General features: G+C 57.7%; 18 protein-coding genes. 6 read left to right on the top strand and 12 right to left on the bottom strand.

What is annotated here, in order from left to right:
- Positions 1-368: 368 nt before the first annotated feature.
- Positions 369-608 (top strand): septal ring assembly protein ZapB, encoded by a 240-nt coding sequence (gene zapB / locus FHN83_RS11080; RefSeq protein WP_039032130.1) that lies wholly within the window; start codon positions 369-371, stop codon positions 606-608.
- Between the two features lie 80 nt (positions 609-688).
- Here zapB and rraA read toward each other — a convergent pair whose 3' ends face one another.
- From rraA to priA, 7 genes are all read right to left on the bottom strand, one after another.
- Positions 689-1,174 (bottom strand): ribonuclease E activity regulator RraA, encoded by a 486-nt coding sequence (rraA, locus tag FHN83_RS11075; RefSeq protein WP_039032129.1) that lies wholly within the window; start codon positions 1,172-1,174, stop codon positions 689-691.
- Between the two features lie 92 nt (positions 1,175-1,266).
- Positions 1,267-2,193 (bottom strand): 1,4-dihydroxy-2-naphthoate polyprenyltransferase, encoded by a 927-nt coding sequence (gene menA, locus FHN83_RS11070; RefSeq protein WP_139563834.1) that lies wholly within the window; start codon positions 2,191-2,193, stop codon positions 1,267-1,269.
- Between the two features lie 62 nt (positions 2,194-2,255).
- On the bottom strand, positions 2,256-3,587 hold the full coding sequence (gene hslU, locus FHN83_RS11065; RefSeq protein ID WP_039032127.1) for an HslU--HslV peptidase ATPase subunit: 1,332 nt from the start codon (positions 3,585-3,587) through the stop codon (positions 2,256-2,258).
- Between the two features lie 9 nt (positions 3,588-3,596).
- A complete protein-coding gene (hslV, locus tag FHN83_RS11060) occupies positions 3,597-4,127 on the bottom strand; it encodes an ATP-dependent protease subunit HslV (RefSeq protein ID WP_039032126.1) in 531 nt (176 codons plus the stop codon).
- Between the two features lie 92 nt (positions 4,128-4,219).
- Positions 4,220-5,203 (bottom strand): cell division protein FtsN, encoded by a 984-nt coding sequence (ftsN, locus tag FHN83_RS11055; protein ID WP_139563833.1) that lies wholly within the window; start codon positions 5,201-5,203, stop codon positions 4,220-4,222.
- A 93-nt stretch (positions 5,204-5,296) separates the two neighbouring features.
- Positions 5,297-6,322: a DNA-binding transcriptional regulator CytR gene (gene cytR, locus FHN83_RS11050; RefSeq protein WP_039032124.1), complete on the bottom strand. Its 1,026-nt coding sequence runs from the start codon at positions 6,320-6,322 to the stop codon at positions 5,297-5,299.
- A 134-nt stretch (positions 6,323-6,456) separates the two neighbouring features.
- Positions 6,457-8,652, bottom strand: a complete 2,196-nt coding sequence (priA, locus tag FHN83_RS11045; RefSeq protein ID WP_139563832.1) for a primosomal protein N' — start codon at positions 8,650-8,652, stop codon at positions 6,457-6,459.
- Positions 8,653-8,853: 201 nt separating this feature from the next.
- Here priA and rpmE point away from each other — a divergent pair, with 201 nt between their 5' ends.
- Entirely contained in the window at positions 8,854-9,069 is a 216-nt protein-coding gene (gene rpmE / locus FHN83_RS11040; protein WP_039032122.1) for a 50S ribosomal protein L31, read from the top strand.
- Between the two features lie 51 nt (positions 9,070-9,120).
- On the opposite strand, the gene metJ is transcribed toward rpmE, so the two are convergent.
- Complete coding sequence (metJ, locus tag FHN83_RS11035) at positions 9,121-9,438, bottom strand: met regulon transcriptional regulator MetJ (protein ID WP_007369220.1); 318 nt, start codon at positions 9,436-9,438, stop codon at positions 9,121-9,123.
- A gap of 278 nt (positions 9,439-9,716) precedes the next feature.
- Between metJ and metB the strand changes: the two genes are divergently transcribed.
- The 4 genes from metB to katG all read left to right on the top strand — a co-directional run bounded on the left by metB (position 9,717) and on the right by katG (position 16,727).
- Entirely contained in the window at positions 9,717-10,877 is a 1,161-nt protein-coding gene (gene metB, locus FHN83_RS11030) for a cystathionine gamma-synthase (protein WP_139563831.1), read from the top strand.
- A 2-nt stretch (positions 10,878-10,879) separates the two neighbouring features.
- Positions 10,880-13,312, top strand: a complete 2,433-nt coding sequence (locus FHN83_RS11025; protein WP_039032120.1) for a bifunctional aspartate kinase/homoserine dehydrogenase II — start codon at positions 10,880-10,882, stop codon at positions 13,310-13,312.
- A gap of 208 nt (positions 13,313-13,520) precedes the next feature.
- Positions 13,521-14,411: a methylenetetrahydrofolate reductase gene (gene metF / locus FHN83_RS11020; RefSeq protein WP_039032119.1), complete on the top strand. Its 891-nt coding sequence runs from the start codon at positions 13,521-13,523 to the stop codon at positions 14,409-14,411.
- 144 nt (positions 14,412-14,555) lie between these two features.
- Positions 14,556-16,727 carry a catalase/peroxidase HPI gene (gene katG / locus FHN83_RS11015; RefSeq protein WP_139563830.1) on the top strand — a complete coding sequence of 724 codons (2,172 nt, stop codon included), beginning with the start codon at positions 14,556-14,558 and terminating at the stop codon, positions 16,725-16,727.
- Between the two features lie 111 nt (positions 16,728-16,838).
- Here the strand turns inward: katG and gldA are convergent, their stop codons facing one another.
- The 4 genes from gldA to ppc form a co-directional block, all read right to left on the bottom strand.
- Positions 16,839-17,942, bottom strand: a complete 1,104-nt coding sequence (gldA, locus tag FHN83_RS11010) for a bifunctional L-1,2-propanediol dehydrogenase/glycerol dehydrogenase (protein WP_138370882.1) — start codon at positions 17,940-17,942, stop codon at positions 16,839-16,841.
- Between the two features lie 12 nt (positions 17,943-17,954).
- A complete protein-coding gene (fsa, locus tag FHN83_RS11005; protein WP_139563829.1) occupies positions 17,955-18,617 on the bottom strand; it encodes a fructose-6-phosphate aldolase in 663 nt (220 codons plus the stop codon).
- A 128-nt stretch (positions 18,618-18,745) separates the two neighbouring features.
- A complete protein-coding gene (locus tag FHN83_RS11000) occupies positions 18,746-19,516 on the bottom strand; it encodes a helix-turn-helix transcriptional regulator (RefSeq protein WP_139563828.1) in 771 nt (256 codons plus the stop codon).
- A gap of 93 nt (positions 19,517-19,609) precedes the next feature.
- The gene (gene ppc, locus FHN83_RS10995; RefSeq protein ID WP_138370879.1) at positions 19,610-22,261 is read right to left on the bottom strand and encodes a phosphoenolpyruvate carboxylase; all 2,652 of its coding nucleotides are present in this window, start codon (positions 22,259-22,261) and stop codon (positions 19,610-19,612) included.
- Positions 22,262-22,398: the final 137 nt, after the last annotated feature.

Genomic DNA, 22,398 nt, shown 5'->3' with positions numbered 1-22,398 from the left:
TGGCGCGACGATTGTCGAAACCGCCACGATGTCCTGTAGACATAGTGTTAATTTATCGTTAACGAGCAAAAACGAGAAATATCGAACTTAAAATGTGTGTGCCGCGTCAACAAAATGAGCGATAACGCGCCATAAAGTGTGTGCGAGCGTTAATGAGCGAATGCGGGTTGAAGCATCCCGTTAACTAAAGTGTTAACAATTTAGGGGTATATGGTGCGAACGCACCAGGAGGAGGCTGAAAAGTGTTGCAAACCGCAATCTGCGCGGTCTGCCGCTGGACAGGGAGGGCGGGGCTCCATACAATCGACACCAGGTGTTGTGCGCGTTTACGTCAAGCGTCGCCTTGCAAATTCAGGAGAGGTAGGATTATGTCGTTAGAAGTGTTTGAGAAACTGGAATCCAAAGTACAGCAGGCGATTGATACCATCACCCTGCTGCAGATGGAAATCGAAGAGCTGAAAGAAAAAAACAACGCGCTGTCGCAGGAAATTCAGACTGCTCAGCACGGTCGCGAAGAGCTGGAGCGTGAAAACCACCACCTGCGCGAACAGCAGAACGGCTGGCAGGATCGTCTGCATGCCCTGCTGGGACGTATGGAAGAAGTCTGATTCCCGTTATCTTTTACGCTTAACGGCGTGAGAGAGAATGAGCAGGCCGGGTAAGGCGAAGCCGCCACCCGGCTTTTTTATTACTCGATATCCAGCGGATCTTCAGAGAGGATAATGCCGGTATTATCGGCATAGAGATGGTCGCCGGAGAAGAACGTCACACCGCCGAAATTGACGCGCACGTCGCTTTCGCCAATGCCTTCCCCTGCGGCACCCACCGGGATTGCAGCAATCGCCTGAATGCCCAGATCGAGCTCTTCGAGGTCATCCACCTGACGCACCGCGCCATAGACCACAATGCCTTCCCATTCGTTTTGCATGGCAAGACGGGCCAGTTCGGCATCAATTAACGCGCGACGCACGGAGCCGCCGCCGTCGATCAGCAGAATGCGACCACGGCCGTTCTGTTCGAGCAGATCGTACAGCAACCCGTTATCCTCAAAACATTTAACCGTGATGATTTGTCCGCCAAATGACGACCGTCCACCAAAGTTGGAGAACAGCGGTTCTACGACGTTAACATCTTCCTGGTAGATGTCACAAAGCTCGGAGGTATCGTATTTCATAGGTTTAACGCTCTGTTGCTGCAAGTGATTTCAGTATATCGCGCGAAATGCATTGTTTGCAAAATCATCAATTGTTAATTGATATTTGTCAGCTAATTTAGCGTCTGGCTGAGAACAATCCCTATCACGAACAACAGGTTAGTCAGCAGCGCCCCTTTTACCGTGCGCTCCAGCATTGGCGGCATGGCCGAGGCGCTCTGCTCGCGCATCACGTAGCGTGCCTGTTTGAACAGCAGCGGCGCGGCAAGGATGAACAGCCAGCCCCACAGACTGTGCAGCGAGAGCAGATTAAACAGCGCCAGACAGAACAGCGCACCCATCAGCAGGCAGGCATGGTAGCGGCGCGCGTTCACCGGCCCTAAACGGACCGCCAGGGTGTTTTTACCGTTCTGCCGATCGCTGTCGATATCGCGCAGGTTATTGATATTGAGTACCGCCGTCGCCAGCAGGCCGCAGGCGGTGGCCGGCAGGAACAGGGCAGGGATTAGCGTGTGCGCCTGCAGATACCAGCTGCCCATCACGCTCAGCCAGCCGAAGAACACCAGCACGGAAATATCACCCAGACCAATGTATCCGTAGGGGCGGGTGCCAACGGTATAGGTGATCGCCGCGACGATGGCCAGCAGGCCGAGCACCAGGAAGCCAACCGCATCCGCCGGCGTTTTACAGGCCACCAGCACCAGTGCAATTCCGGAAAGACAGATCAGCGCGACGGTGATAATCAGCGCCCGTTTCATCTGCTCCTGGGTGATCACCCCTTTTTGCATCCCGCGCAGGGGCCCGATACGGTCAGGCTTATCGCTGCCCTTAACGGCATCGCCATAATCGTTGGCAAGGTTAGAGAGGATTTGCAGCAGACCGGCGGTAACCAGCGCCAGTGCGGCCACCAGCGGGTCGAAATGTCCCTGCCACCACGCGAGGGCGGTGCCGACAATAATGGCGGCGAAAGCGAGAGGAAGAGTTTTAGGACGCAGGCTTTCCAGCCAGGCACGTGTACGGCTGATTTCAGTCATAGTTATTTAGCCAATAAAAATGGGGCTTTTCAGCCCCATCATCAGTGATGAATATGCAATGACCGCGATTATAGGATAAAACGGCTCAGATCTTCATCTGCTACTAAAGCATCAAGGTGCTTACTCACATAGTCGGCATCAATGGTAATGCTCTCGCCGTTAAGGTCGCTGGCATCATAAGAGATGTCTTCCATCAGGCGTTCCAGCACGGTATGCAGACGACGCGCACCGATGTTCTCGGTGGTTTCGTTAACCTGCCATGCGGCCTGTGCGATACGCTTGATACCGTCTTCGGTGAACTCGATGTTCACGCCTTCGGTCGCCATCAGCGCTTTGTACTGCACGGTGATGGAGGCGTTCGGCTCGGTCAGGATGCGCTCGAAATCTTCAGTGGTCAGCGCCTGGAGCTCAACGCGGATCGGCAGACGACCCTGCAGTTCCGGGATCAGGTCAGACGGCTTGGCCACCTGGAACGCGCCGGAGGCGATAAACAGAATGTGGTCGGTTTTCACCATGCCGTGCTTGGTGGAGACGGTGCAGCCTTCAACCAGCGGCAGCAGGTCGCGCTGTACGCCTTCACGGGAAACGTCCGGGCCGGAGGATTCGCCGCGCTTACAGATTTTATCGATCTCATCGATAAACACGATGCCGTGCTGCTCAACCGCGTCGATAGCGTCCTGCTTCAGCTCTTCCGGGTTCACCAGCTTCGCCGCTTCTTCTTCAATCAGCAGCTTCATCGCGTCTTTGATTTTCAGCTTACGCGGCTTCTGCTTCTGCCCGCCCAGGTTCTGGAACATGGACTGTAGCTGGCTGGTCATCTCTTCCATGCCTGGCGGAGACATAATTTCTACGCCCATTGGCGCGGCAGCGAGATCGATCTCAATCTCTTTGTCATCCAGCTGGCCTTCACGCAGTTTTTTGCGGAACGCCTGGCGCGCGGCAGACGGCTCGGCAGGCTGTTCTGCCTGGCCCCAGTTGTTTTTCGCCGGTGGGATCAGCACATCCAGGACGCGCTCTTCCGCCATCTCTTCGGCGCGATAGCGGTTTTTCTCGATGGACTGGACGCGAACCATTTTGATCGCGGAATCGGTCAGATCGCGGATGATAGAGTCCACTTCTTTCCCGACATAGCCCACTTCGGTGAACTTAGTCGCTTCGACTTTGATGAACGGCGCGTTGGCCAGTTTCGCCAGACGACGGGCGATCTCGGTTTTACCGACACCGGTCGGGCCGATCATCAGAATGTTTTTTGGCGTCACTTCATGGCGCAGCACTTCGTCCAGCTGCATACGACGCCAGCGGTTACGCAGGGCGATCGCCACAGAACGCTTGGCGTTATCCTGGCCGATAATGTGTTTGTTCAGTTCGCTGACAATTTCGCGTGGGGTCATTTCAGACATGAGAAATCCTTACGCCTTAGACGGCAATTCTTCGATGGTGTGGAAGTGGTTGGTATAGATGCAGATATCCCCTGCAATATCCAACGCCTTCACAGCGATATCGCGCGCGCTCAGGTCGGAGTTTTCCAACAGCGCACGGGCGGCGGCCTGGGCGTACGGGCCACCGGAACCGATAGCAATCAGGTCATTTTCTGGCTGCACCACGTCACCGTTACCGGTGATGATCAGCGAGGCATTTTCATCGGCAACCGCCAGCAGCGCTTCCAGCTTGCGCAGCATACGGTCGGTACGCCAGTCTTTCGCCAGCTCAACGGCGGCTTTCACCAGATGTCCCTGATGCATTTCCAGTTTACGTTCAAACAGCTCAAACAGCGTGAAGGCGTCAGCGGTACCGCCCGCAAAACCGGCGATCACTTTGTCGTTATACAGACGACGCACTTTTTTCACGTTGCCTTTCATGACGGTATTACCCAGCGTGGCCTGGCCATCACCGGCAATCACCACCTGGCCGTTACGGCGTACACTTACTATTGTTGTCACGAGCAGACCCCCTGGTTACAAATTCGGAATAGAGGCCCCGAGCCAGTGCTCAGGGCTGAATAGAATGATAGATGGGGGGGATTTTGGGGGTTTCAACCCCCGGAAGCGAGTCGAATGCAGTTTGCGTGACCTGCCATCTTCAGACGAGAGATGGTGCCATCGGCATTTTCTTTGCCTTTTACCGGGCCGATCACCACGCGATTCCAGCCGTTATTGGTGGTGATGCGTGAGTCAAAGCCCTCAAAGGCCAGCTGGGCACGCACGGTTTCCGCCTGCTCCGCGCCTTTAAATGAACCGCACTGTACCATCCAGCGACGTTCGTCTTTCTTCTCTGCCGTCTGCTTCGGTGCTTCGGTCTCTTTAGTGACCGGCGCGGCCTTCGGCTGCTGGGCGGTGGTATGCGCAGGCGTTTGCAGCAGATCCTGATACGGCTGTGCGTTGCTATTTTGCTTCGAAGGCTGCGTCTTCGGCTGTTGCGCCGGTTGCGTCTGCGCGGTACGTGGCTGCTGGTACGGCTGTTCCGTTGCCCGCGGCTGCGCTTTCTGCTGCTGTACCGTCTGGGTCTGCGCCCACTGCTGTTGTTGCTGAACCTGTTGCTGCGCCTGGCGCTGACGCTGCAGCGTTTGCTGGCGCTGTGCCGGCGTTTGCTCGTTCCACGGCACTTCGTTGAGCTGAGTAGGCTGCTGGCGCATATCGGCCTGCATCTGGGCCAGCAACTGGCGCTGTTCATTGGTTAACTGGGTAGGATCCACCACCTCGCCACCGGCAGAAGGCTCGGTTGGTGCACGCACGCCCGGCTGGCGGCTTTCAAGCTCTTTAATATAGCGCCAGCGCTCTTCCGGTTTCGGAGGCAAGCCGTTGCCGACAACTTTATTGCCCTGCAGCGCTTCTGCTTCTTCTTTTTTATGGTGCGTAATGAACCAGAGGCCGCCGATGAATGCCACCAGTACCGCCGCCGCAATCGCGACCATGGCAGGCGAGACCGCAGGCAGGCTGCGTTGTGGTTTCCGTGAGCTACTCTTTTTGCGTCGCGAAGGTGCCGGCTGGCCGCGACGTACATAATCTCGTTGTGCCACTATCGTTTCGCTGTATTTTTTCGTTTGTCAGCCCGTCATGTTACTTAAGCGACGGGCCTTTGACCAGATGAGGACGTCTGAAAGGCGTTTACTTTAAGTCAGTGCCTGGGTTGAACCCCGAACAATCAATTCACAGTCCAGTAAACGGGAGCCGCTGCTGACTGTTTGTCCGTTCAGCTGATCCAGCAGCAACAGCATCGCTTCCCGGCCAATATCATAGCGGGGTTGCGCCACCGTCGAGAGCGGCGGATCGCAAAATTCAGACAGAGAAATGTTATCGAAGCCAATAATCGACAGGTCTTTCGGCACATTCAGGCCGCGCCGTTTGGCGTAAGAGAGTGCGCCCAGCGCCATTACGTCGCTATGGCAGAACACCGCAGTAGGCGGTTGCGGCAGCGACAACAGTTTTTCCAGCGCCAGGCCGCCTGCGGCATAGGTAAAGTCGCCCCGGGCGATATAGTGCGGATCCACCGTCGCCCCGGTGCGGCGCAGCGCCTGAACATAGCCCTGCAGGCGATAGTGGCACAGCGGCATCTCTTCCGGCCCGGCGATGCAGCCGATGCGTTTATGACCGAGCTCCTGCAGATAATTCACGGCGTTGAACGCGGCGGTGAGGTTATCGATATGGACGGTCGGCAGCTCCAGTTCAGGAGCGAACTCGTTGGCCATCACCATTGGCGGTAAATTGCGCTGCTCTTCAATGCTGGCATCAAAAGGCAGACGGGAACCGAGCAGCAGCATGCCGTCGATCTGCTTGGTGATAATCAGGTCGATGAAGGTCTTTTCCTGCTGGTTCTGGTGCGCGCAGTCGCCAATCAGCACCAGGTAGCCCTGGGCGGCGGCGGTCACTTCGATGCCGCGGATGATTTCGCTGAAAAAGGGATCGCAGATGTCGGGCACAATGACCAGAATGGTGCGGGATTCGTTTCGTTTGACGTTTCGGCCCATGGCCTGGGGCAGATAACCCACCTCCAGCGCAGCCTGCTCAACGCGATTACGCGTGCTTTGCGAGACTTTGTCGGGATTCATTAAGGCTCGGGATACCGTTGCCGTTGAGACTTTTGCTTTCAGGGCAACATCTTTCATGGTCGCCGAGGCAACCTCTTTCCTGGACTTCAACCTCTTCTCCTCGCAGGCGTATCACCGCTCTTCTGACTGAATCAGTTTTATCAGATTGCGAATGGAAGCGGTTACAGAATTTTCATAAAAAGTGTGAGTCATGTTGAATTTTTCGATCTGCCTCCCACCATTTTTTAGCTTTCAATGGGATCGACGTCCAGCACCCACTTCACCTTACGTGCTTCCGGCAGGGTATTTATTAACGCCAGTGTTCCGCTGACGATATGTTGCAGACGCACCCGGGAAGGGTGTTGCAGCAGAATTTGCCAACGATAGCGTCCGCCGCGTTTGGGCGCTAATGCCGGAACCGGACCTAAAATCCACAGCTGATTATCCACCAGCGGGCTGGCCTGCAGCAGATTGCGCAGCTGCTGGAGGAACAGCGGCGCCTGCTGGTTGTTGTGATCCTCGGCGCGGATAATCACATGGCTGGTCCACGGCGGGAGTTGCAGGGTCTGACGCTCCGCCAGGGCCTGCTCGGCAAAGGCATCGTAGCCTTTATGCAGCAGGGTTTGCAGCAGCGGATGCTCGGGATGGTGGGTCTGCAGCACCACTTCGCCCTGTTTACCGGCGCGCCCGGCACGGCCAGCCACCTGGGTATAGAGCTGGGCAAAGCGCTCTGCAGAACGGAAATCCGCCGAGAACAGCGCGCCGTCAACGTCCAGCAGCGCCACCAGGGTGACGTCCGGGAAGTGATGCCCTTTCGCCAGCATCTGGGTACCAATCAGGATGCGCGCCCCGCCGCGATGCACCTCCGCCAGCTGCTGCTCAAGCGCCCCTTTGCGGCTGGTGGTATCGCGGTCGATTCGCGAGATGGCCACGCCGGGGAAGAAGGGGGTCAGCGCCTGCTCCAGCTGCTCTGTGCCCAGCCCGACCGGCACCATATGGGTGGAGCCGCAGGAAGGGCACTGGCGCGGCACCGGACGCTGGCTGTCGCAGTGGTGACAGCGCAAATGGTGCTGCGCCTGATGCAGGGTGTAGTAGTGATCGCAGCGCGGGCACTCGGCTATCCAGCCGCAGTCGTGACAAAGCAGTGCCGGGGCAAAGCCGCGACGGTTGAGAAACAGGATCACCTGGTTGTTGGCCTGCAGATGCTGGCGCATGCGGGTAATTAACGCCGGGGCTAATCCCGCCTGCACCTGCTGACCTTTCAGATCCAGCACGTGCTGCATGGCTGGCCGGGCATTACCCGCCCGTCGCGTCAGGCGTAATAGATGATATTTTCGCTGGCGCACATTATGCAGCGTCTCCAGCGCAGGGGTCGCCGAGCCAAGAATAATCGGGATCTGCTCGCTGTGGGCGCGGTACACCGCCAGGTCGCGGGCGTGATAGCGCCAGCCTTCCTGCTGTTTATAAGAGCTGTCGTGCTCTTCGTCGATAACGATGACGCCAAGATTTTTAAACGGCGTGAACAGGGATGAGCGGGTGCCAATCACAATCGCCGCTTCGCCATTTTTGGCTTTCAGCCAGGCGCTGAGGCGCTCGCTGTCGTTTAACCCGGAGTGCAGCACCTCGACCGGAGCATTAAACCGCTCGCGAAAACGGGCGATGGTCTGCGGCGTCAGGCCGATTTCCGGCACCATCACCAGCGCCTGTTTTCCCTGAGCCAGCACATTTTCCAGCACGCTCAGATAGACTTCGGTCTTACCGGAACCGGTGACGCCCGCCAGCAGCCAGGCCGAGAAGCGATCGGAGGCGCTGTGGATCGCGCCAACGGCGGTTGCCTGTTCGGTATTCAGCCGCAGACGGTCGCCCGCCACGCTAAAGCCGTCGCGCCAGTCGATAAGCGCCGGCGCTTCGCAGGCCAACTCGCTCAGCCCTTTTTTGCGCAAGCTCTGCAGCGCCGCGTCGTTAAAATCGAGGCTCTCAACCTGATGCCGCCAGATCCGGCCCTGGCGTAACGCCGCCAGCGCCTGCTGCTGTTTCGGGGAGCGTTTCAGGCTGTTAATGTCCACCGCCTGGCCCTGCTCGGTGGCAAACCAGTACCACATCGGCGCGTGGCTGGCGCTTTTGCCCTGACGTAACAGAATGGGTAGAGCGTGAAACAGCACGTCGCCAATGGGATGATGATAATAGTCGGCGGCCCACAGCAGCAGTCGCCAGACGCTGGAGGAATAGACCGGTTCGCTGTCCAGCACCTCAACCACGCTCTTCAGGTCACTGAGAGGCAGTTCGCTTTGCTGGCTGACGGAAACCACAACGCCCACACGCTGCTGTTTGCCAAACGGCACCGTCACGCGACAGCCCGCTACGGCCTGCATGCCGTCCGGCAGCAGGTAGTCGAAGGTGCGGGGAAGCGGAACGGGCAGGGCAACGTGAGCAACGGGCATCGAATCTTCCTGACTTGAAAAGTGGCGCGTTAGTATACACATTAGTGAAAGGCGGCGTGCGGATCAGTTTGCATACCCTGGTTAAATTCTGTATGATTCGCCGCCTTTGGTGCACTTTGCATCAAAGAACTTACATTCAACATCGCGTGGTGTCTGGCGTTAGGGCTGGAAGAGCGACGCGGCCTTAACTGAGGTTCTCCCATGAAAAAAGATATCCATCCTAAATACGAAATGATTACTGCAAACTGTTCTTGCGGTAACTCTATCCAGATCCGCTCCACCGTGGGTCACGATCTGAACCTGGACGTGTGCGGCCAGTGCCACCCGTTCTACACTGGTAAGCAGCGTGATGTTGCAACCGGTGGCCGTGTTGACCGCTTCAACAAGCGTTTCAGCATCCCGGGCTCTTCTAAGTAAGATGCATCCCGAAAAAAAAGCGCCGCAAGGCGCTTTTTTTGTATCTGCAAATCAGTATTCCCACGTATCCGGGTCGATACCCAGTTCACGCATGATCACCTTCGCCTCTTCCGGAATTTCATCGCTACGCTCTTTGCGCAGGTCTTCATCGTTCGGCAAAGGTTGGCCGGTAAACGCGTGCAGGAACGCTTCGCACAGCAGCTCGCTGTTGGTAGCGTGACGCAGGTTATTCACCTGACGACGCGTGCGCTCATCGGTGAGGATTTTTAACACCTTCAGAGGAATGGAAACCGTAATTTTTTTTACTTGTTCACTCTTCTTACCGTGCTCAGCGTATGGGCTGATATATTCGCCGCTCCATTCAGCCATGAGATACCTTTAATCCTCTCTGTCATTAATATGAGGCCGACACCGCAGCGGTTCGCAGGGTTTCGCGCCATAATCTCGCGTAGTTTACCGTAGAGACGCCGTCGTGACACGGATATTGCCTCTGCGGTATGCGCTAAAGCATATAATTTTAACGGCTATTTGCGCATTGCTCAATCTATACGCAAAGAAGTTTAGATGTCCAGATGTATTGACGTCCATATAATCAATGTTTACTCTGGTGCCTGACTTTTCATCTATTAAGCCAGGAAGCCTTCACCATGACGCGTAAACAGGCCACCATCGCAGTGCGTAGCGGATTGAATGACGACGAACAGTACGGCTGCGTTGTCCCGCCGATTCATCTCTCCAGTACCTATAACTTCACCGGATTTAATGAACCACGCGCCCATGACTACTCGCGCCGTGGCAACCCTACGCGTGATGTCACCCAGCGTGCGCTGGCGGAACTGGAAGGTGGCGCAGGCGCGGTGATGACCAACACCGGCATGTCGGCGATTCATCTGGTGACCACCGTGTTCCTGAAACCTGGCGATCTGCTGGTGGCCCCGCACGACTGTTACGGCGGCAGCTACCGTCTGTTCGACAGCCTGGCGAAGCGCGGTTGCTATCGCGTGCTGTTTGTCGATCAGGGTGATGAGCAGGCGCTGAAACAGGCGCTGGCAGAAAAACCGAAGCTGTTATTAATCGAAAGTCCAAGCAACCCGCTGCTGCGCGTTGTGGACATCGCAAAAATTTGTCAGCTTTCGAGGGATGCGGGAGCGATAAGTGTAGTGGATAATACGTTCCTCAGTCCGGCGCTGCAGAACCCGCTGGCACTGGGAGCAGATCTGGTATTGCATTCATGCACCAAATATCTGAACGGCCACTCGGATGTGGTTGCCGGGGTGGTGATTGCAAAAGATCCGGAAGTTGTCACCGAACTGGCATGGTGGGCGAATAACATCGGCGTCACCGGCAGCGCGTTCGACAGCTATCTGCTGCTGCGTGGTCTGCGCACCCTGTCGCCGCGTATGGACGTGGCGCAGCGTAATGCCCAGGCGATTGTCGATTTCCTGAAGACCCAGCCGCTGGTGAAAAAGCTTTATCACCCGTCGCTGCCGGAGAATCAGGGGCACGAGATTGCGGCGCGTCAGCAAAAGGGTTTTGGCGCGATGTTAAGCTTTGAACTGGATGGCGATGAGCAGACGCTGCGTCGCTTCCTGAGCGGGTTGTCACTGTTTACGCTGGCGGAATCTTTAGGTGGGGTTGAAAGCTTGATCTCCCACGCCGCCACCATGACGCACGCAGGCATGGCGCCAGAAGCGCGTGCCGCCGCCGGGATCTCCGAGACGCTGTTGCGTATCTCAACCGGTATTGAAGATTGTGAAGATTTAATTGCCGATCTGGAAAATGGCTTCCAGGTCGCAGCCAAGGGGTAATCATGAGTGTGATAGCGCAGGCAGGGGCGAAGGGTCGTCAGCTGCACAAGTTTGGTGGTAGTAGTCTTGCTGATGTGAAATGTTACCTGCGGGTCGCGGGGATCATGGCAGAGTATTCGATGCCGGGGGACATGATGGTTGTCTCCGCGGCGGGCAGCACCACCAACCAGTTGATTAGCTGGCTGAAGTTAAGCCAGACCGATCGTCTCTCTGCGCATCAGGTTCAACAAGCGTTACGCCGTTATCAGAGTGAACTGATCGCCGGTTTATTACCTGCTGACGTAGCCGATGGCCTGATTAGCAACTTTATCCAGGATCTGGAGCGGCTGGCCGCGTTACTCGACAGCGGCGTGACCGATGCCGTCTACGCAGAAGTGGTGGGCCACGGCGAAGTGTGGTCTGCCCGTCTGATGGCGGCCGTCCTGCAACAGCAGGGGCTGGAGGCCGCATGGCTGGACGCGCGTGATTTCCTGCGCGCCGAACGTGGCGCTCAGCCGCAGGTGGATGAAGGCCTCTCCTATCCGCTGCTTCAGCAACTGCTGGTGCAGCATCCGAATAAACGTATTGTCGTGACCGGCTTTATCAGCCGCAGCAACGCGGGTGAAACCGTGCTGCTGGGACGTAACGGCTCTGACTACTCTGCGACGCAGATCGGTGCCCTGGCGGGCGTGTCTCGCGTCACCATCTGGAGCGACGTGGCCGGCGTCTACAGTGCCGACCCGCGTAAGGTGAAAGATGCGTGCCTGCTGCCGCTGCTGCGTCTCGACGAAGCCAGCGAACTGGCGCGCCTCGCGGCCCCGGTTCTTCACGCCCGTACCTTACAGCCGGTCTCCGGCAGCGATATCGACCTGCAGCTGCGCTGTAGCTATACGCCGGATCAGGGGTCAACCCGCATTGAGCGCGTGCTGGCCTCCGGCACGGGGGCGCGTATCGTTACCAGCCATGACGATATCTGTCTGATCGAGTTCCTCGTTCCGGCCGGGCAGGATTTCAAACAGGCGCATAAAGAGATTGATCTGATCCTCAAGCGTGCTCAGGTGCGTCCGCTGGCCGTGGGTGTGCATACCGACCGTCACCTGCTGCAGTTCTGCTACACCGCAGAAGTGGCCGACAGCGCGCTGAAAATTCTCGATGAAGCGGGCCTGCCGGGCGAGCTTCGTCTGCGTCAGGGGCTGGCGCTGATCGCCATGGTCGGCGCGGGCGTCACCCGTAACCCGCTGCACTGCCACCGTTTCTGGCAGCAGCTGAAAGGCCAGCCGGTTGAATTTACCTGGCAGTCGGAAGAGGGCATCAGCCTGGTGGCGGTGATGCGTACCGGGCCAACGGAGAGCCTGATCCAGGGGCTGCACCAGTCGCTGTTCCGCGCCGAAAAACGTATCGGCCTGATGCTGTTCGGGAAAGGCAATATCGGTTCCCGCTGGCTGGAGCTGTTTGCCCGCGAACAGACCACGCTTTCCGCGCGTACCGGCTTTGAATTTGTGCTGGCGGGGGTAGTGGACAGCCGCCGCAGCCTGCTCAGCTATGAAGGGCTGGACGCCAGCCGTGCGCTGGCCTTCTTCAACGACGAAGCCATTGAGCAGGATGAAGAGTCGCTGTTCCTGTGGATGCGTGCCCATCCGTATGACGACCTGGTGGTGCTGGATGTGACCGCCAGCGAGCAGCTGGCCGATCAGTATCTTGATTTTGCCAGCCACGGTTTCCACGTCATCAGCGCCAACAAACTGGCGGGTGCAAGCAATACCCGCAACTACCGTCAGATTCATGACGCGTTTGAAAAAACGGGCCGTCACTGGCTGTACAATGCCACCGTCGGCGCGGGTCTGCCGGTTAACCACACCGTGCGCGACCTGATCGAAAGCGGCGACAGCATTCTGGCGATCAGCGGTATTTTCTCCGGCACTCTCTCCTGGCTGTTCCTGCAGTTTGATGGCACCGTGCCGTTCACCGACCTGGTGGATCAGGCGTGGCAGCAGGGGCTGACCGAGCCGGACCCACGCGTTGACCTCTCCGGGAAAGACGTGATGCGTAAGCTGGTGATTGTGGCGCGTGAGGCGGGCTACGACATCGAGCCGAATCAGGTACGTGTGGAGTCGCTGGTGCCAGCGGGCTGCGAAGAGGGATCTGTCGATCACTTCTTCGAGAACGGCGATGCGCTGAACGAGCAGATGCTACAGCGTCTGGAAGCGGCGCGCGAAATGGGTCTGGTGCTGCGCTACGTGGCGCGTTTCGATGCCAACGGCAAAGCGCGCGTTGGGGTTGAGGCCGTACGTCCTGAACATCCGCTGGCGGCGCTGCTGCCGTGCGATAACGTCTTTGCCATCGAAAGCCGCTGGTATCGCGATAACCCGCTGGTTATCCGTGGTCCGGGTGCGGGCCGCGACGTGACCGCCGGGGCAATCCAGTCAGATATCAACCGTCTGGCGCAGCTGCTGTAATCTTTGTGTTTTCCCCCTCTCCCCTAAGGGGAGAGGGAATAGTCACCCCATCCTGAACGTTTTTCACTTTCCCTGAGCATTCCTCACCGTTATTGATGATATTTTCAGTTGACGCCAGTCCGCTTTTCCGTCATTTTTGCATCTGGACGTCTAAACGTATAGAAGTTCGAATACAACAAACAACGACACGCGATTGATGAGGTAAGGTATGAGCTTTTTTCACGCCAACCAGCGGGAAGCCCTGAATCAGAGCCTGGCTGAAGTAAACGGCCAGATTAACGTCTCTTTTGAATTTTTCCCGCCGCGCACCAGTGAAATGGAGCAGACCCTGTGGGCCTCTATCGATCGCCTGAGCAGCCTGAAGCCAAAATTTGTCTCCGTAACTTACGGCGCCAACTCCGGCGAGCGCGACCGCACGCACAGCATCATCAAGGGGATTAAGGACCGTACCGGTCTGGAAGCTGCCCCGCATCTGACCTGTATCGATGCCACCCGTGATGAGCTGCGCGCCATCGCCCAGGATTACTGGAACAACGGTATTCGTCATATCGTGGCCCTGCGCGGCGACCTGCCGCCAGGCAGCGGCAAGCCGGAGATGTACGCCACCGATCTGGTTGCCCTGTTGAAAGAGGTTGGTGACTTCGATATCTCCGTCGCGGCCTACCCGGAAGTTCACCCGGAGGCGAAAAGCGCCCAGGCGGATCTGCTCAACCTGAAACGCAAAGTGGATGCCGGTGCGAACCGCGCTATCACCCAGTTCTTCTTTGATGTGGAAAGTTACCTGCGCTTCCGTGACCGCTGTGTTTCAGCCGGTATCGACGTGGAGATTATTCCGGGGATCCTGCCGGTCTCTAACTTCAAACAGGCGAAGAAATTTGCCGACATGACCAACGTGCGTATCCCGCTGTGGATGGCAAAAATGTATGAAGGTCTGGACGATGACGCTGAAACCCGCAAGCTGGTGGGCGCGAATATCGCTATGGACATGGTGAAAATTCTCAGCCGCGAAGGGGTAAAAGATTTCCATTTCTATACCCTCAACCGCGCCGAAATGAGCTACGCGATCTGCCACACTTTGGGGGTTCGCCCGGGCCTGTAAAAGCAAATCCCTCATAAATATGAGGGATTTTTTGTTTTCGTCCGATTTCGACGGAAATAACTATCAAATCTGTGGATGGTTTCAATTATCTCTTGCTCCCGGTGGTGTATATCCTAACGGTAAAATCATAGAGGGAGCAGAGCGATGAGTAAGTCCGACGAGAATCAGAATTCAGGTAAATGCCCATTCCACCAGGGCAGTTATGACAAGAGTGCGGGTGCTGGCACCAACAGCCGGGACTGGTGGCCTAAACAACTTCGTATCGACCTTCTCAATCAGCATTCCGAACGTTCTAACCCCCTGGGTAAAGATTTCAATTACCGCAAAGAGTTCAGCAAACTCGATTATTCCGCGCTGAAGGGCGATCTTAAAGCCCTGCTGACCGATTCACAGCCATGGTGGCCTGCGGACTGGGGCAGCTATGCCGGTCTGTTCATTCGTATGGCGTGGCACGGTGCGGGCACCTATCGTTCAGTCGACGGACGCGGCGGCGCGGGCCGTGGTCAGCAGCGTTTCTCTCCGCTCAACTCCTGGCCGGATAACGTCAGCCTCGATAAGGCGCGTCGTCTGCTGTGGCCGATCAAACAAAAATATGGCCAGAAAATTTCCTGGGCTGACCTGTTTATTCTCGCGGGCAACGTAGCGCTGGAAAACTCCGGCTTCAGAACCTTTGGCTTTGGTGCCGGACGTGAAGACGTGTGGGAACCGGATCTGGACGTTAACTGGGGGGATGAAAAAGCCTGGTTAACCCATCGTGACCCGGAAGCGCTGGCGAAGAATCCGCTGTCAGCTACCGAAATGGGGCTGATTTACGTGAACCCGGAAGGGCCAAACGCCAGCGGCGAACCGCTGTCGGCGGCGGCGGCTATTCGCGCCACCTTCGGCAATATGGGGATGAACGATGAAGAGACCGTCGCGCTGATCGCCGGTGGTCATACCCTGGGTAAAACTCACGGGGCAGGGGAAGCCAGCCATGTGGGTGTCGATCCGGAAGGCGGTCCGCTTGAGGCGCAGGGCCTGGGCTGGACCAGCACCCACGGTACCGGTATCGGGGCGGATGCGATTACCTCCGGTCTGGAGGTGATCTGGTCGCAGACGCCGACCCAGTGGAGCAACTACTTCTTCGAGAACCTCTATAAATACGACTGGGTGCAAACCCGCAGCCCGGCCGGGGCGATTCAGTTTGAAGCGGTGAACGCGCCGGAAATCATGCCCGATCCGTTCGACCCGTCGAAAAAACGTAAGCCGACCATGCTGGTTACCGACCTGACGCTGCGCTTCGATCCTGAGTTCGACAAGATCTCACGCCGCTTCCTGAACGATCCGCAGGCATTTAACGAAGCCTTCGCCCGGGCGTGGTTCAAACTGACCCACCGTGATATGGGGCCGATTTCCCGTTATATCGGACCGGAAGTACCGAAAGAAGAGTTGATTTGGCAGGATCCGCTGCCGCAGCCATTCTTCCACCCGTCCGCTGACGATATCCAGAGCCTGAAAGAAGATATTGCGGCTTCCGAACTGTCGGTGAGTGAACTGGTGTCCGTAGCATGGGCGTCGGCCTCCACCTTCCGCGGTGGCGATAAGCGTGGCGGTGCCAACGGCGCACGTCTGGCACTGGCGCCGCAGCGCAGCTGGGATGTTAACGCCGTAGCGGCACGCGTTCTGCCGGTGCTGGAAGGCATCTATAAATCTGCGCATAAAGCGTCGCTGGCGGACATCATCGTGCTGGCCGGTGTGGTGGGCGTCGAGCAGGCGGCGAAAGCGGCGGGCTTCAACATCACCGTTCCCTTTACGCCAGGCCGCGTAGATGCGCGTCAGGATCAGACCGATATCGGCATGTTCTCGCTGCTGCAGCCGGTTGCCGATGGCTTCCGTAACTACCGCGCGGCCATCGACGTGTCGACTACCGAATCACTGCTGATTGATAAAGCGCAGCAGCTGACGCTGACCGCGCCAGAGATGACGGTGTTGCTGGGCGGGCTGCGTGTGCTGGGCGCTAACTTTGACGGCGGTAAGAGCGGCGTCTTTACCGATCGCGTGGGCGTACTCAGCACTGACTTCTTCGTCAATCTGCTGGATATGGGCACGCAGTGGAAAGCTACTGATGAATCCAGCGAGCTGTTTGAAGGCCGCGACCGCGTAAGTGGTGAAGTGAAATACCAGGCAAGCCGTGCCGACCTGGTATTTGGTTCTAACTCCGTACTGCGTGCCCTGGCAGAGGTTTACGCCAGCAGCGATGCTCACGAGAAGTTCGTGAACGACTTTGTCGCGGCATGGGTGAAAGTGATGAACCTCGACCGGTTTGATCTGCTGTAAAAGGAAAATCCCCGCTTCGGCGGGGATTTTTTTGCCGGGTGGCGGCTACGCCTTACCCGGCCTACAAAACCCGTAGGCCCGTGCAAGCGCAGCGCCGCCGGGCAACAGCCGCTACTCCCACTCCTGCATAAATCGCTGACCGTACTGGTCGGCAACCAGCAGTGCCGCATATACCTGATCCGGCGTGGTGCCGCCCGGCATGTTGTGGATGGTTTCATCTTTCGCGCAGGATGCAGTCGCCACCAGGCGCATTTTGGCCGGGATATCGGTGGTGATATCCAGCTGTGCCAGGGTGATGGGTAACCCCACGCTGTGGCAGAGCGCCGCGACGGTTTCTATCTCTTCAACCGGGGCATTCTCCAGTACCAGCTGGGTCAGGGTGCCGAACGCCACTTTCTCGCCGTGATAGTAATGATGGGCATCCGGGATGGCGGTCAGCCCGTTGTGAATGGCGTGCGCCGCCGCCAGCCCGCCGCTCTCAAAGCCGACGCCGCTCAGATAGGTATTCGCTTCAATCACCCGCTCAAGGGCGGGGGTCACCACATGCTGTTCCGCGGCCAGCATCGCTTTTTCACCCTCTTCAATCAGGGTGTTGTAGCACAGCTCGGCCAGCGCCAGGGCCGCCTGTGTGCATTTACCGCCCGCCATGGTGGTGGCACCGCTGCGCGAGCAGGCCCGGGCTTCGAACCAGGTCGCCAGCGCGTCGCCAATACCGGCTGCCAGCAGGCGCGCAGGGGCACCGGCCACCACTTTGGTATCCACAATCACGATGTTCGGGTTGTGGGGCAGCATCAGGTAGCGATCGAATTCCCCGCTGTCGGTGTAGATGACGGAGAGCGCGCTGCAGGGCGCATCGGTGGAGGCGATAGTCGGGGCGATAGCAACCGGAACGTCCATAAAATGCGCCAGCGCTTTAGCGGTATCCAGCGTTTTACCGCCGCCGATGCCGAGAATCGCCTGGCAGTCGGCGCTCTTCGCCAACTGACGCAGTCGGTCAATCTCGTTCTGCGAACATTCGCCGCCAAAGGGCGCGATTTCTACGTACAGTTCCGCTTGTTTAAAGCTCTGGCGCAGCGTCTCTTCGGCAAAGCCCAGCACAAATTTATCGCCCACCACCAGCCAGCGTGCGGCCAGCGGTTTCAGGTAATCACCGAGGCGTGAGAGCACGTCTGCACCCTGAATGTATTTGCCGGGCGATTGAATAATACGATCCATCACATATCTCCTTTACAGGTTGAGGCTACCAAACGTGTTTTTCCAGTCCTGCTCGAACTTGTCTATGGCTGACTCTACCGCTGGCGTATTGAGCATTTGTTGCGCGACATCAGTGGGCAGGGTGATTGCCTCACAGCCGGCGAGCAGGCAGTCGAGCGCCTGACGCGGCGTTTTGAAGCTGGCAGCCAGCACCATGCTGTCTGGCGCATGCAGTTCCAGCAGGGTTTGCAGCTCCTGCACCGTGCGGATCCCGTCTCCGCCCTGAGCATCCACGCGATTAACGTACGGCGCGATGTACTTCGCCCCGGCCAGCGCCGCCAGCAGACCCTGAGATGCGCTGTACACTGCGGTGCCGAGCGTGGTAATGCCCTCTTTTTTAAGCGCTTTGATGGCGACAAGCCCTTCTGCGGTTACCGGGATTTTGACCACGATGTCGGGGATCGCATCACGCAGGCGTCTGGCTTCGGCAACCATCCCTTCGGCGCTGCGGCTCATGGTCTGGGCGAACAGGGTCCCCTGGGGGCCGATGGCTTTCTGCAGGCGCGGCAGGACATCCCAGAGCGGTTCACCGCTGGCGGCAATAATGCTCGGATTGGTAGTGACACCCGCAATGGGGAAGATGCGGGCGAGGCGTTCAACGTCCGCCACGTTAGCGGTATCGAGATACAATTCCATTATTTTTCCTTAAGTCAGCGGGTATGAATTAAGGATACGGCGGGCCTGACGGGGTGAGCCAGAGGTCAAATTTGCCAAATACTGGACAAATGTAAGGTCCTTAGCGAAGTGAGAGGGCGATCACAATGCTAGTTTTTGGCGGTAAGCTGGCTGTGATACTGGCGGCGATATTCCGAAGGTGAGCGCTCGGTGTGCCTGCGAAACAGGCGGCAAAAGTAGTTGCTGTCCGTGAAGCCGCAGTGCGCAGCAATATCTTTAATTTTCAGGTCATAGCCTTTGAGAAGCTGTCGGGCATGCTCGAGACGGGTTCTGGTCAGGTATTCATTGAACCCCACGCTGCCGGTCTTTTGAAAAAGGTGAGAAAGGTAGTTGGGTGAAATGTAAAACGCCTGCGCCACCGACTCACGGGTAAGCGGTGCGGCATGATGTTCTTCGATATGGCTGCGAATAGCTTCAAAAAGTGCCCGACTGCGGGAGGCGGTGTGAATGTCGCTGCCCAGCAGATCGCGGCAGTGGCTGAGCAGACTTAAGACCACCAGTCTCGCCGTGGCCTGCTCGTCCGGCTGCATTTGCAATTCAGCGAGGGTTTGCAGCAAAAAGGCACCGATTCTTGGCCCGCGTCTGGCGACCTGCTGCTGAAGCAACACGGTGGTGTCGCGCTGGAGCTGAAGCGTCAGTTGCTGCTTCCCGAAAATGATGCTGAGCAGGGTGGCGGGCTGAAGGTCAGCAATAAACCCGACGGAAGAGAACACCGCGTCATGGGTTCCGCCTTCAAGAACAATCGTAAGACGAGGAGAAGCGTTGGGGATCGGGTCGACCGGAGATGCAAATCGCACCTGATGCAGGGGCGACGTGCCGTTGATCAGATCGGTCAGGATTGAGGTGATATCGTGGGGCATGGTGGGAGTACCAGAATAGCCGGGTGGCGCTAACGCTTACCTGGCCTACTTATCGTAGGCCCGTGCAAGCGCAGCGCCGCCGGGCATAAAACATTAACCGGTGTTACGCATCCCCGCCGCAACGCCCGCGATGGTCACCATCAGCGCTTGTTCCACACGTGGATCCGGCTCCTGACCCTCTTCTTCTGCTTTACGCGAACGGTACAGCAGTTCGGCCTGCAGAACGTTCAGCGGATCGGTGTAGATGTTACGCAGCTGGATAGACTCCGCAATCCACGGCAGGTCGGCCATCAGATGGGAATCGTTGGCGATAGCCAGCACTACTTTGATGTCGCCTTCCAGCAGTTCACGCAGTTCGGTACCCAGCTTCCACAGCTCCGGTTTCACCAGACGCTGATCGTAGTACTCCGCCAGCCACAGGTCGACTTTGGAGAACACCATCTCCAGCATGCCCAGACGGGTGGAGAAGAACGGCCAGTCGCGGCACATGGTTTCCAGTTCGCTCTGCTTACCGTCATCCACCACTTTCTGCAGGGCGGCGCCGGCACCCAGCCAGGCCGGGAGCATCAGGCGGTTTTGCGTCCACGCGAAGATCCACGGGATGGCACGCAGGGACTCAACGCCACCGGTCGGACGACGCTTGGCCGGACGGGAACCGAGCGGCAGTTTACCCAGCTCCTGCTCAGGTGTGGCCGAGCGGAAGTAAGGCACGAAGTCTTTGTTTTCACGCACGTAGCCGCGGTACAGATCGCAGGAGATATCTGACAGCTCGTCCATGATATGGCACCAGGCCTCTTTCGGCTCCGGCGGTGGCAGCAGGTTGGCTTCCAGAATGGCGCTGGTGTACAGCGACAGGCTGCTGATGGTCACTTCCGGCAGGCCGTACTTGAAGCGGATCATCTCGCCCTGTTCGGTCACACGCAGACCGCCTTTCAGGCTGCCCGGTGGCTGTGAAAGCAGCGCCGCATGCGCTGGCGCGCCGCCACGACCGATAGAGCCGCCGCGACCGTGGAAAAGGGTCAGTTCAATACCCGCTTTCTCGCAGGTTTTGATCAGGGAGTCCTGCGCCTGATACTGCGCCCAGGAGGCTGCCATTACGCCCGCGTCTTTTGCGGAGTCGGAATAGCCAATCATCACCATCTGTTTGCCCTGAATAAAGCCGCGATACCAGTCGATGTTCAGCAGCTGGGTCATCACGTCATTGGCGTTGTTCAGGTCATCAAGGGTTTCGAACAGCGGTGCCACCGGCAGGGCATAGTCGATACCGGCTTCTTTCAGCAGCAGATGAACGCCCAGCACGTCGGACGGGGTCTTCGCCATGGAGATCACATAGGCGGCCACCGATCCTTTCGGCGCATCAACGATCGCTTTGCAGGTGTTGAGCACTTCGCGGGTGTCGTTGCTCGGCTCCCAGTTGCGTGGCAGCAGAGGACGTTTGGAGTTCAGCTCGCGGATCAGGAAGGCCTGTTTGTCGGCTTCTGACCAGCTTTCGTAGTCGCCGATGCCAAGGTAGCGGGTCAGCTCGCCCAGCGCTTCGGTATGACGGGTGCTTTCCTGACGTACGTCGATACGCACCAGCGGCACGCCAAAACACTTCACGCGACGCAGGGTGTCGAGCAGTTCGCCGTTGGCGATGATGCCCATGCCGCACGCCTGCAGAGATTTATAACAGGCGTACAGCGGATCCCAGAGCTGCTCGTTCTGGCTCAGCAGTCCTTCCGGCTTCGGCAGGCGCTGGCCTTTCAGACGCGCTTCCAGCCAGGCCTGCGTTGCCAGCAGCTGGCCGCGCAGCTTTTTCATCAGATAGCGGTAAGGCTCGCTCGCACCCTCTTCACCGGCCAGCTCGCGCAGTTCCGGGGTGGCTTCAACCATCGACAGCTCAGAGATCAGCACCTGAATATCTTTCAGGAATAGATCGGTCGCTTTCCAGCGGCTCAGCAGCAGCACGTGGCGGGTGATGTCGGCAGTGACGTTCGGGTTGCCGTCGCGGTCGCCGCCCATCCAGGAGGTGAAGCGGACCGGGACAAAATCCACCGGCAGGCGATAGCCGAGGTTCTCTTCCAGCTGTTCATTCAGCTCGCGCAGGTAGTTTGGCACCCCTTCCCACAGGCTGTTTTCCACCACCGCAAAGCCCCACTTGGCTTCATCTACCGGGCTTGGGCGGTGCTTACGAATTTCATCGGTATGCCAGGACTGGGCAATCAGCTGGCGCAGGCGGCGCATCAGCTGGTTACGTTCGTAGTCAACGATCTCTTTGTTATCCAGCTGCTTCAGGCAGTTGTTCACTTCCACCATTTTGTGGATCAGGGTACGACGGGTGATCTCGGTCGGGTGGGCGGTGAGCACCAGCTCCAGCGACAGGGATTCGACGGCCTTTTTAATGGTGGCTTCGTTGAGATCGGGTTGGTCCTTGAGCTTTCTGAGCGTACGGGCAATCACTTCCGGGTTGCTTGCCGCTTCGCCGTTCGGCGAAATGCTGTGGTACTGCTCGGCGGTGTTCGCCAGATTCAGAAACTGGCTGAAGGCACGGGCAACAGGCAGCAGTTCGTCATTGGAGAGGTTCTGCAGAGTGGTGAGCAGCTCCTGACGATTGGCTTCGTTACCTGCACGGGAAGATTTGGACAGCTTGCGGATAGTTTCAACGCGATCGAGGATGTTTTCCCCCAACGCGTCTTTGATGGTATCTCCAAGCACTTTGCCGAGCATACTGACATTACTACGCAACGCGGAATATTGTTCGTTCATAAAAACCCAGTCACCCCATCATTTTTGTTTATGCCCTGCCAGACATCTAACGGACATTATTTTGTCATCTCCCTTTATAAAGCCACGTAAAACCCCCGTCGTCAATTGCTGCGAAAACGGTTCAGCAAACGAATAAA

Source organism: Leclercia adecarboxylata (genome assembly GCF_006171285.1).
Taxonomy (GTDB): domain Bacteria; phylum Pseudomonadota; class Gammaproteobacteria; order Enterobacterales; family Enterobacteriaceae; genus Enterobacter; species Enterobacter barmai.
Note: the sequence above shows the minus strand (reverse complement) of the source record. Positions and strands in the feature narration are given on the sequence as shown.

Bases quoted from the DNA above. Each gene is read 5' to 3' on its own strand.
- hslU (WP_039032127.1), bottom strand. From the start codon at position 3,587: ATGTCTGAAATGACCCCACGCGAAATTGTCAGCGAACTGAACAAACAC.
- ppc (WP_138370879.1), bottom strand. From the start codon at position 22,261: ATGAACGAACAATATTCCGCGTTGCGTAGTAATGTCAGTATGCTCGGC.
- zapB (WP_039032130.1), top strand. From the start codon at position 369: ATGTCGTTAGAAGTGTTTGAGAAACTGGAATCCAAAGTACAGCAGGCG.
- FHN83_RS11025 (WP_039032120.1), top strand. From the start codon at position 10,880: ATGAGTGTGATAGCGCAGGCAGGGGCGAAGGGTCGTCAGCTGCACAAG.
- rraA (WP_039032129.1), bottom strand. From the start codon at position 1,174: ATGAAATACGATACCTCCGAGCTTTGTGACATCTACCAGGAAGATGTT.
- priA (WP_139563832.1), bottom strand. From the start codon at position 8,652: ATGCCCGTTGCTCACGTTGCCCTGCCCGTTCCGCTTCCCCGCACCTTC.
- katG (WP_139563830.1), top strand. From the start codon at position 14,556: ATGAGTAAGTCCGACGAGAATCAGAATTCAGGTAAATGCCCATTCCAC.
- metF (WP_039032119.1), top strand. From the start codon at position 13,521: ATGAGCTTTTTTCACGCCAACCAGCGGGAAGCCCTGAATCAGAGCCTG.
- gldA (WP_138370882.1), bottom strand. From the start codon at position 17,942: ATGGATCGTATTATTCAATCGCCCGGCAAATACATTCAGGGTGCAGAC.
- fsa (WP_139563829.1), bottom strand. From the start codon at position 18,617: ATGGAATTGTATCTCGATACCGCTAACGTGGCGGACGTTGAACGCCTC.
- rpmE (WP_039032122.1), top strand. From the start codon at position 8,854: ATGAAAAAAGATATCCATCCTAAATACGAAATGATTACTGCAAACTGT.
- metJ (WP_007369220.1), bottom strand. From the start codon at position 9,438: ATGGCTGAATGGAGCGGCGAATATATCAGCCCATACGCTGAGCACGGT.
- FHN83_RS11000 (WP_139563828.1), bottom strand. From the start codon at position 19,516: ATGCCCCACGATATCACCTCAATCCTGACCGATCTGATCAACGGCACG.
- metB (WP_139563831.1), top strand. From the start codon at position 9,717: ATGACGCGTAAACAGGCCACCATCGCAGTGCGTAGCGGATTGAATGAC.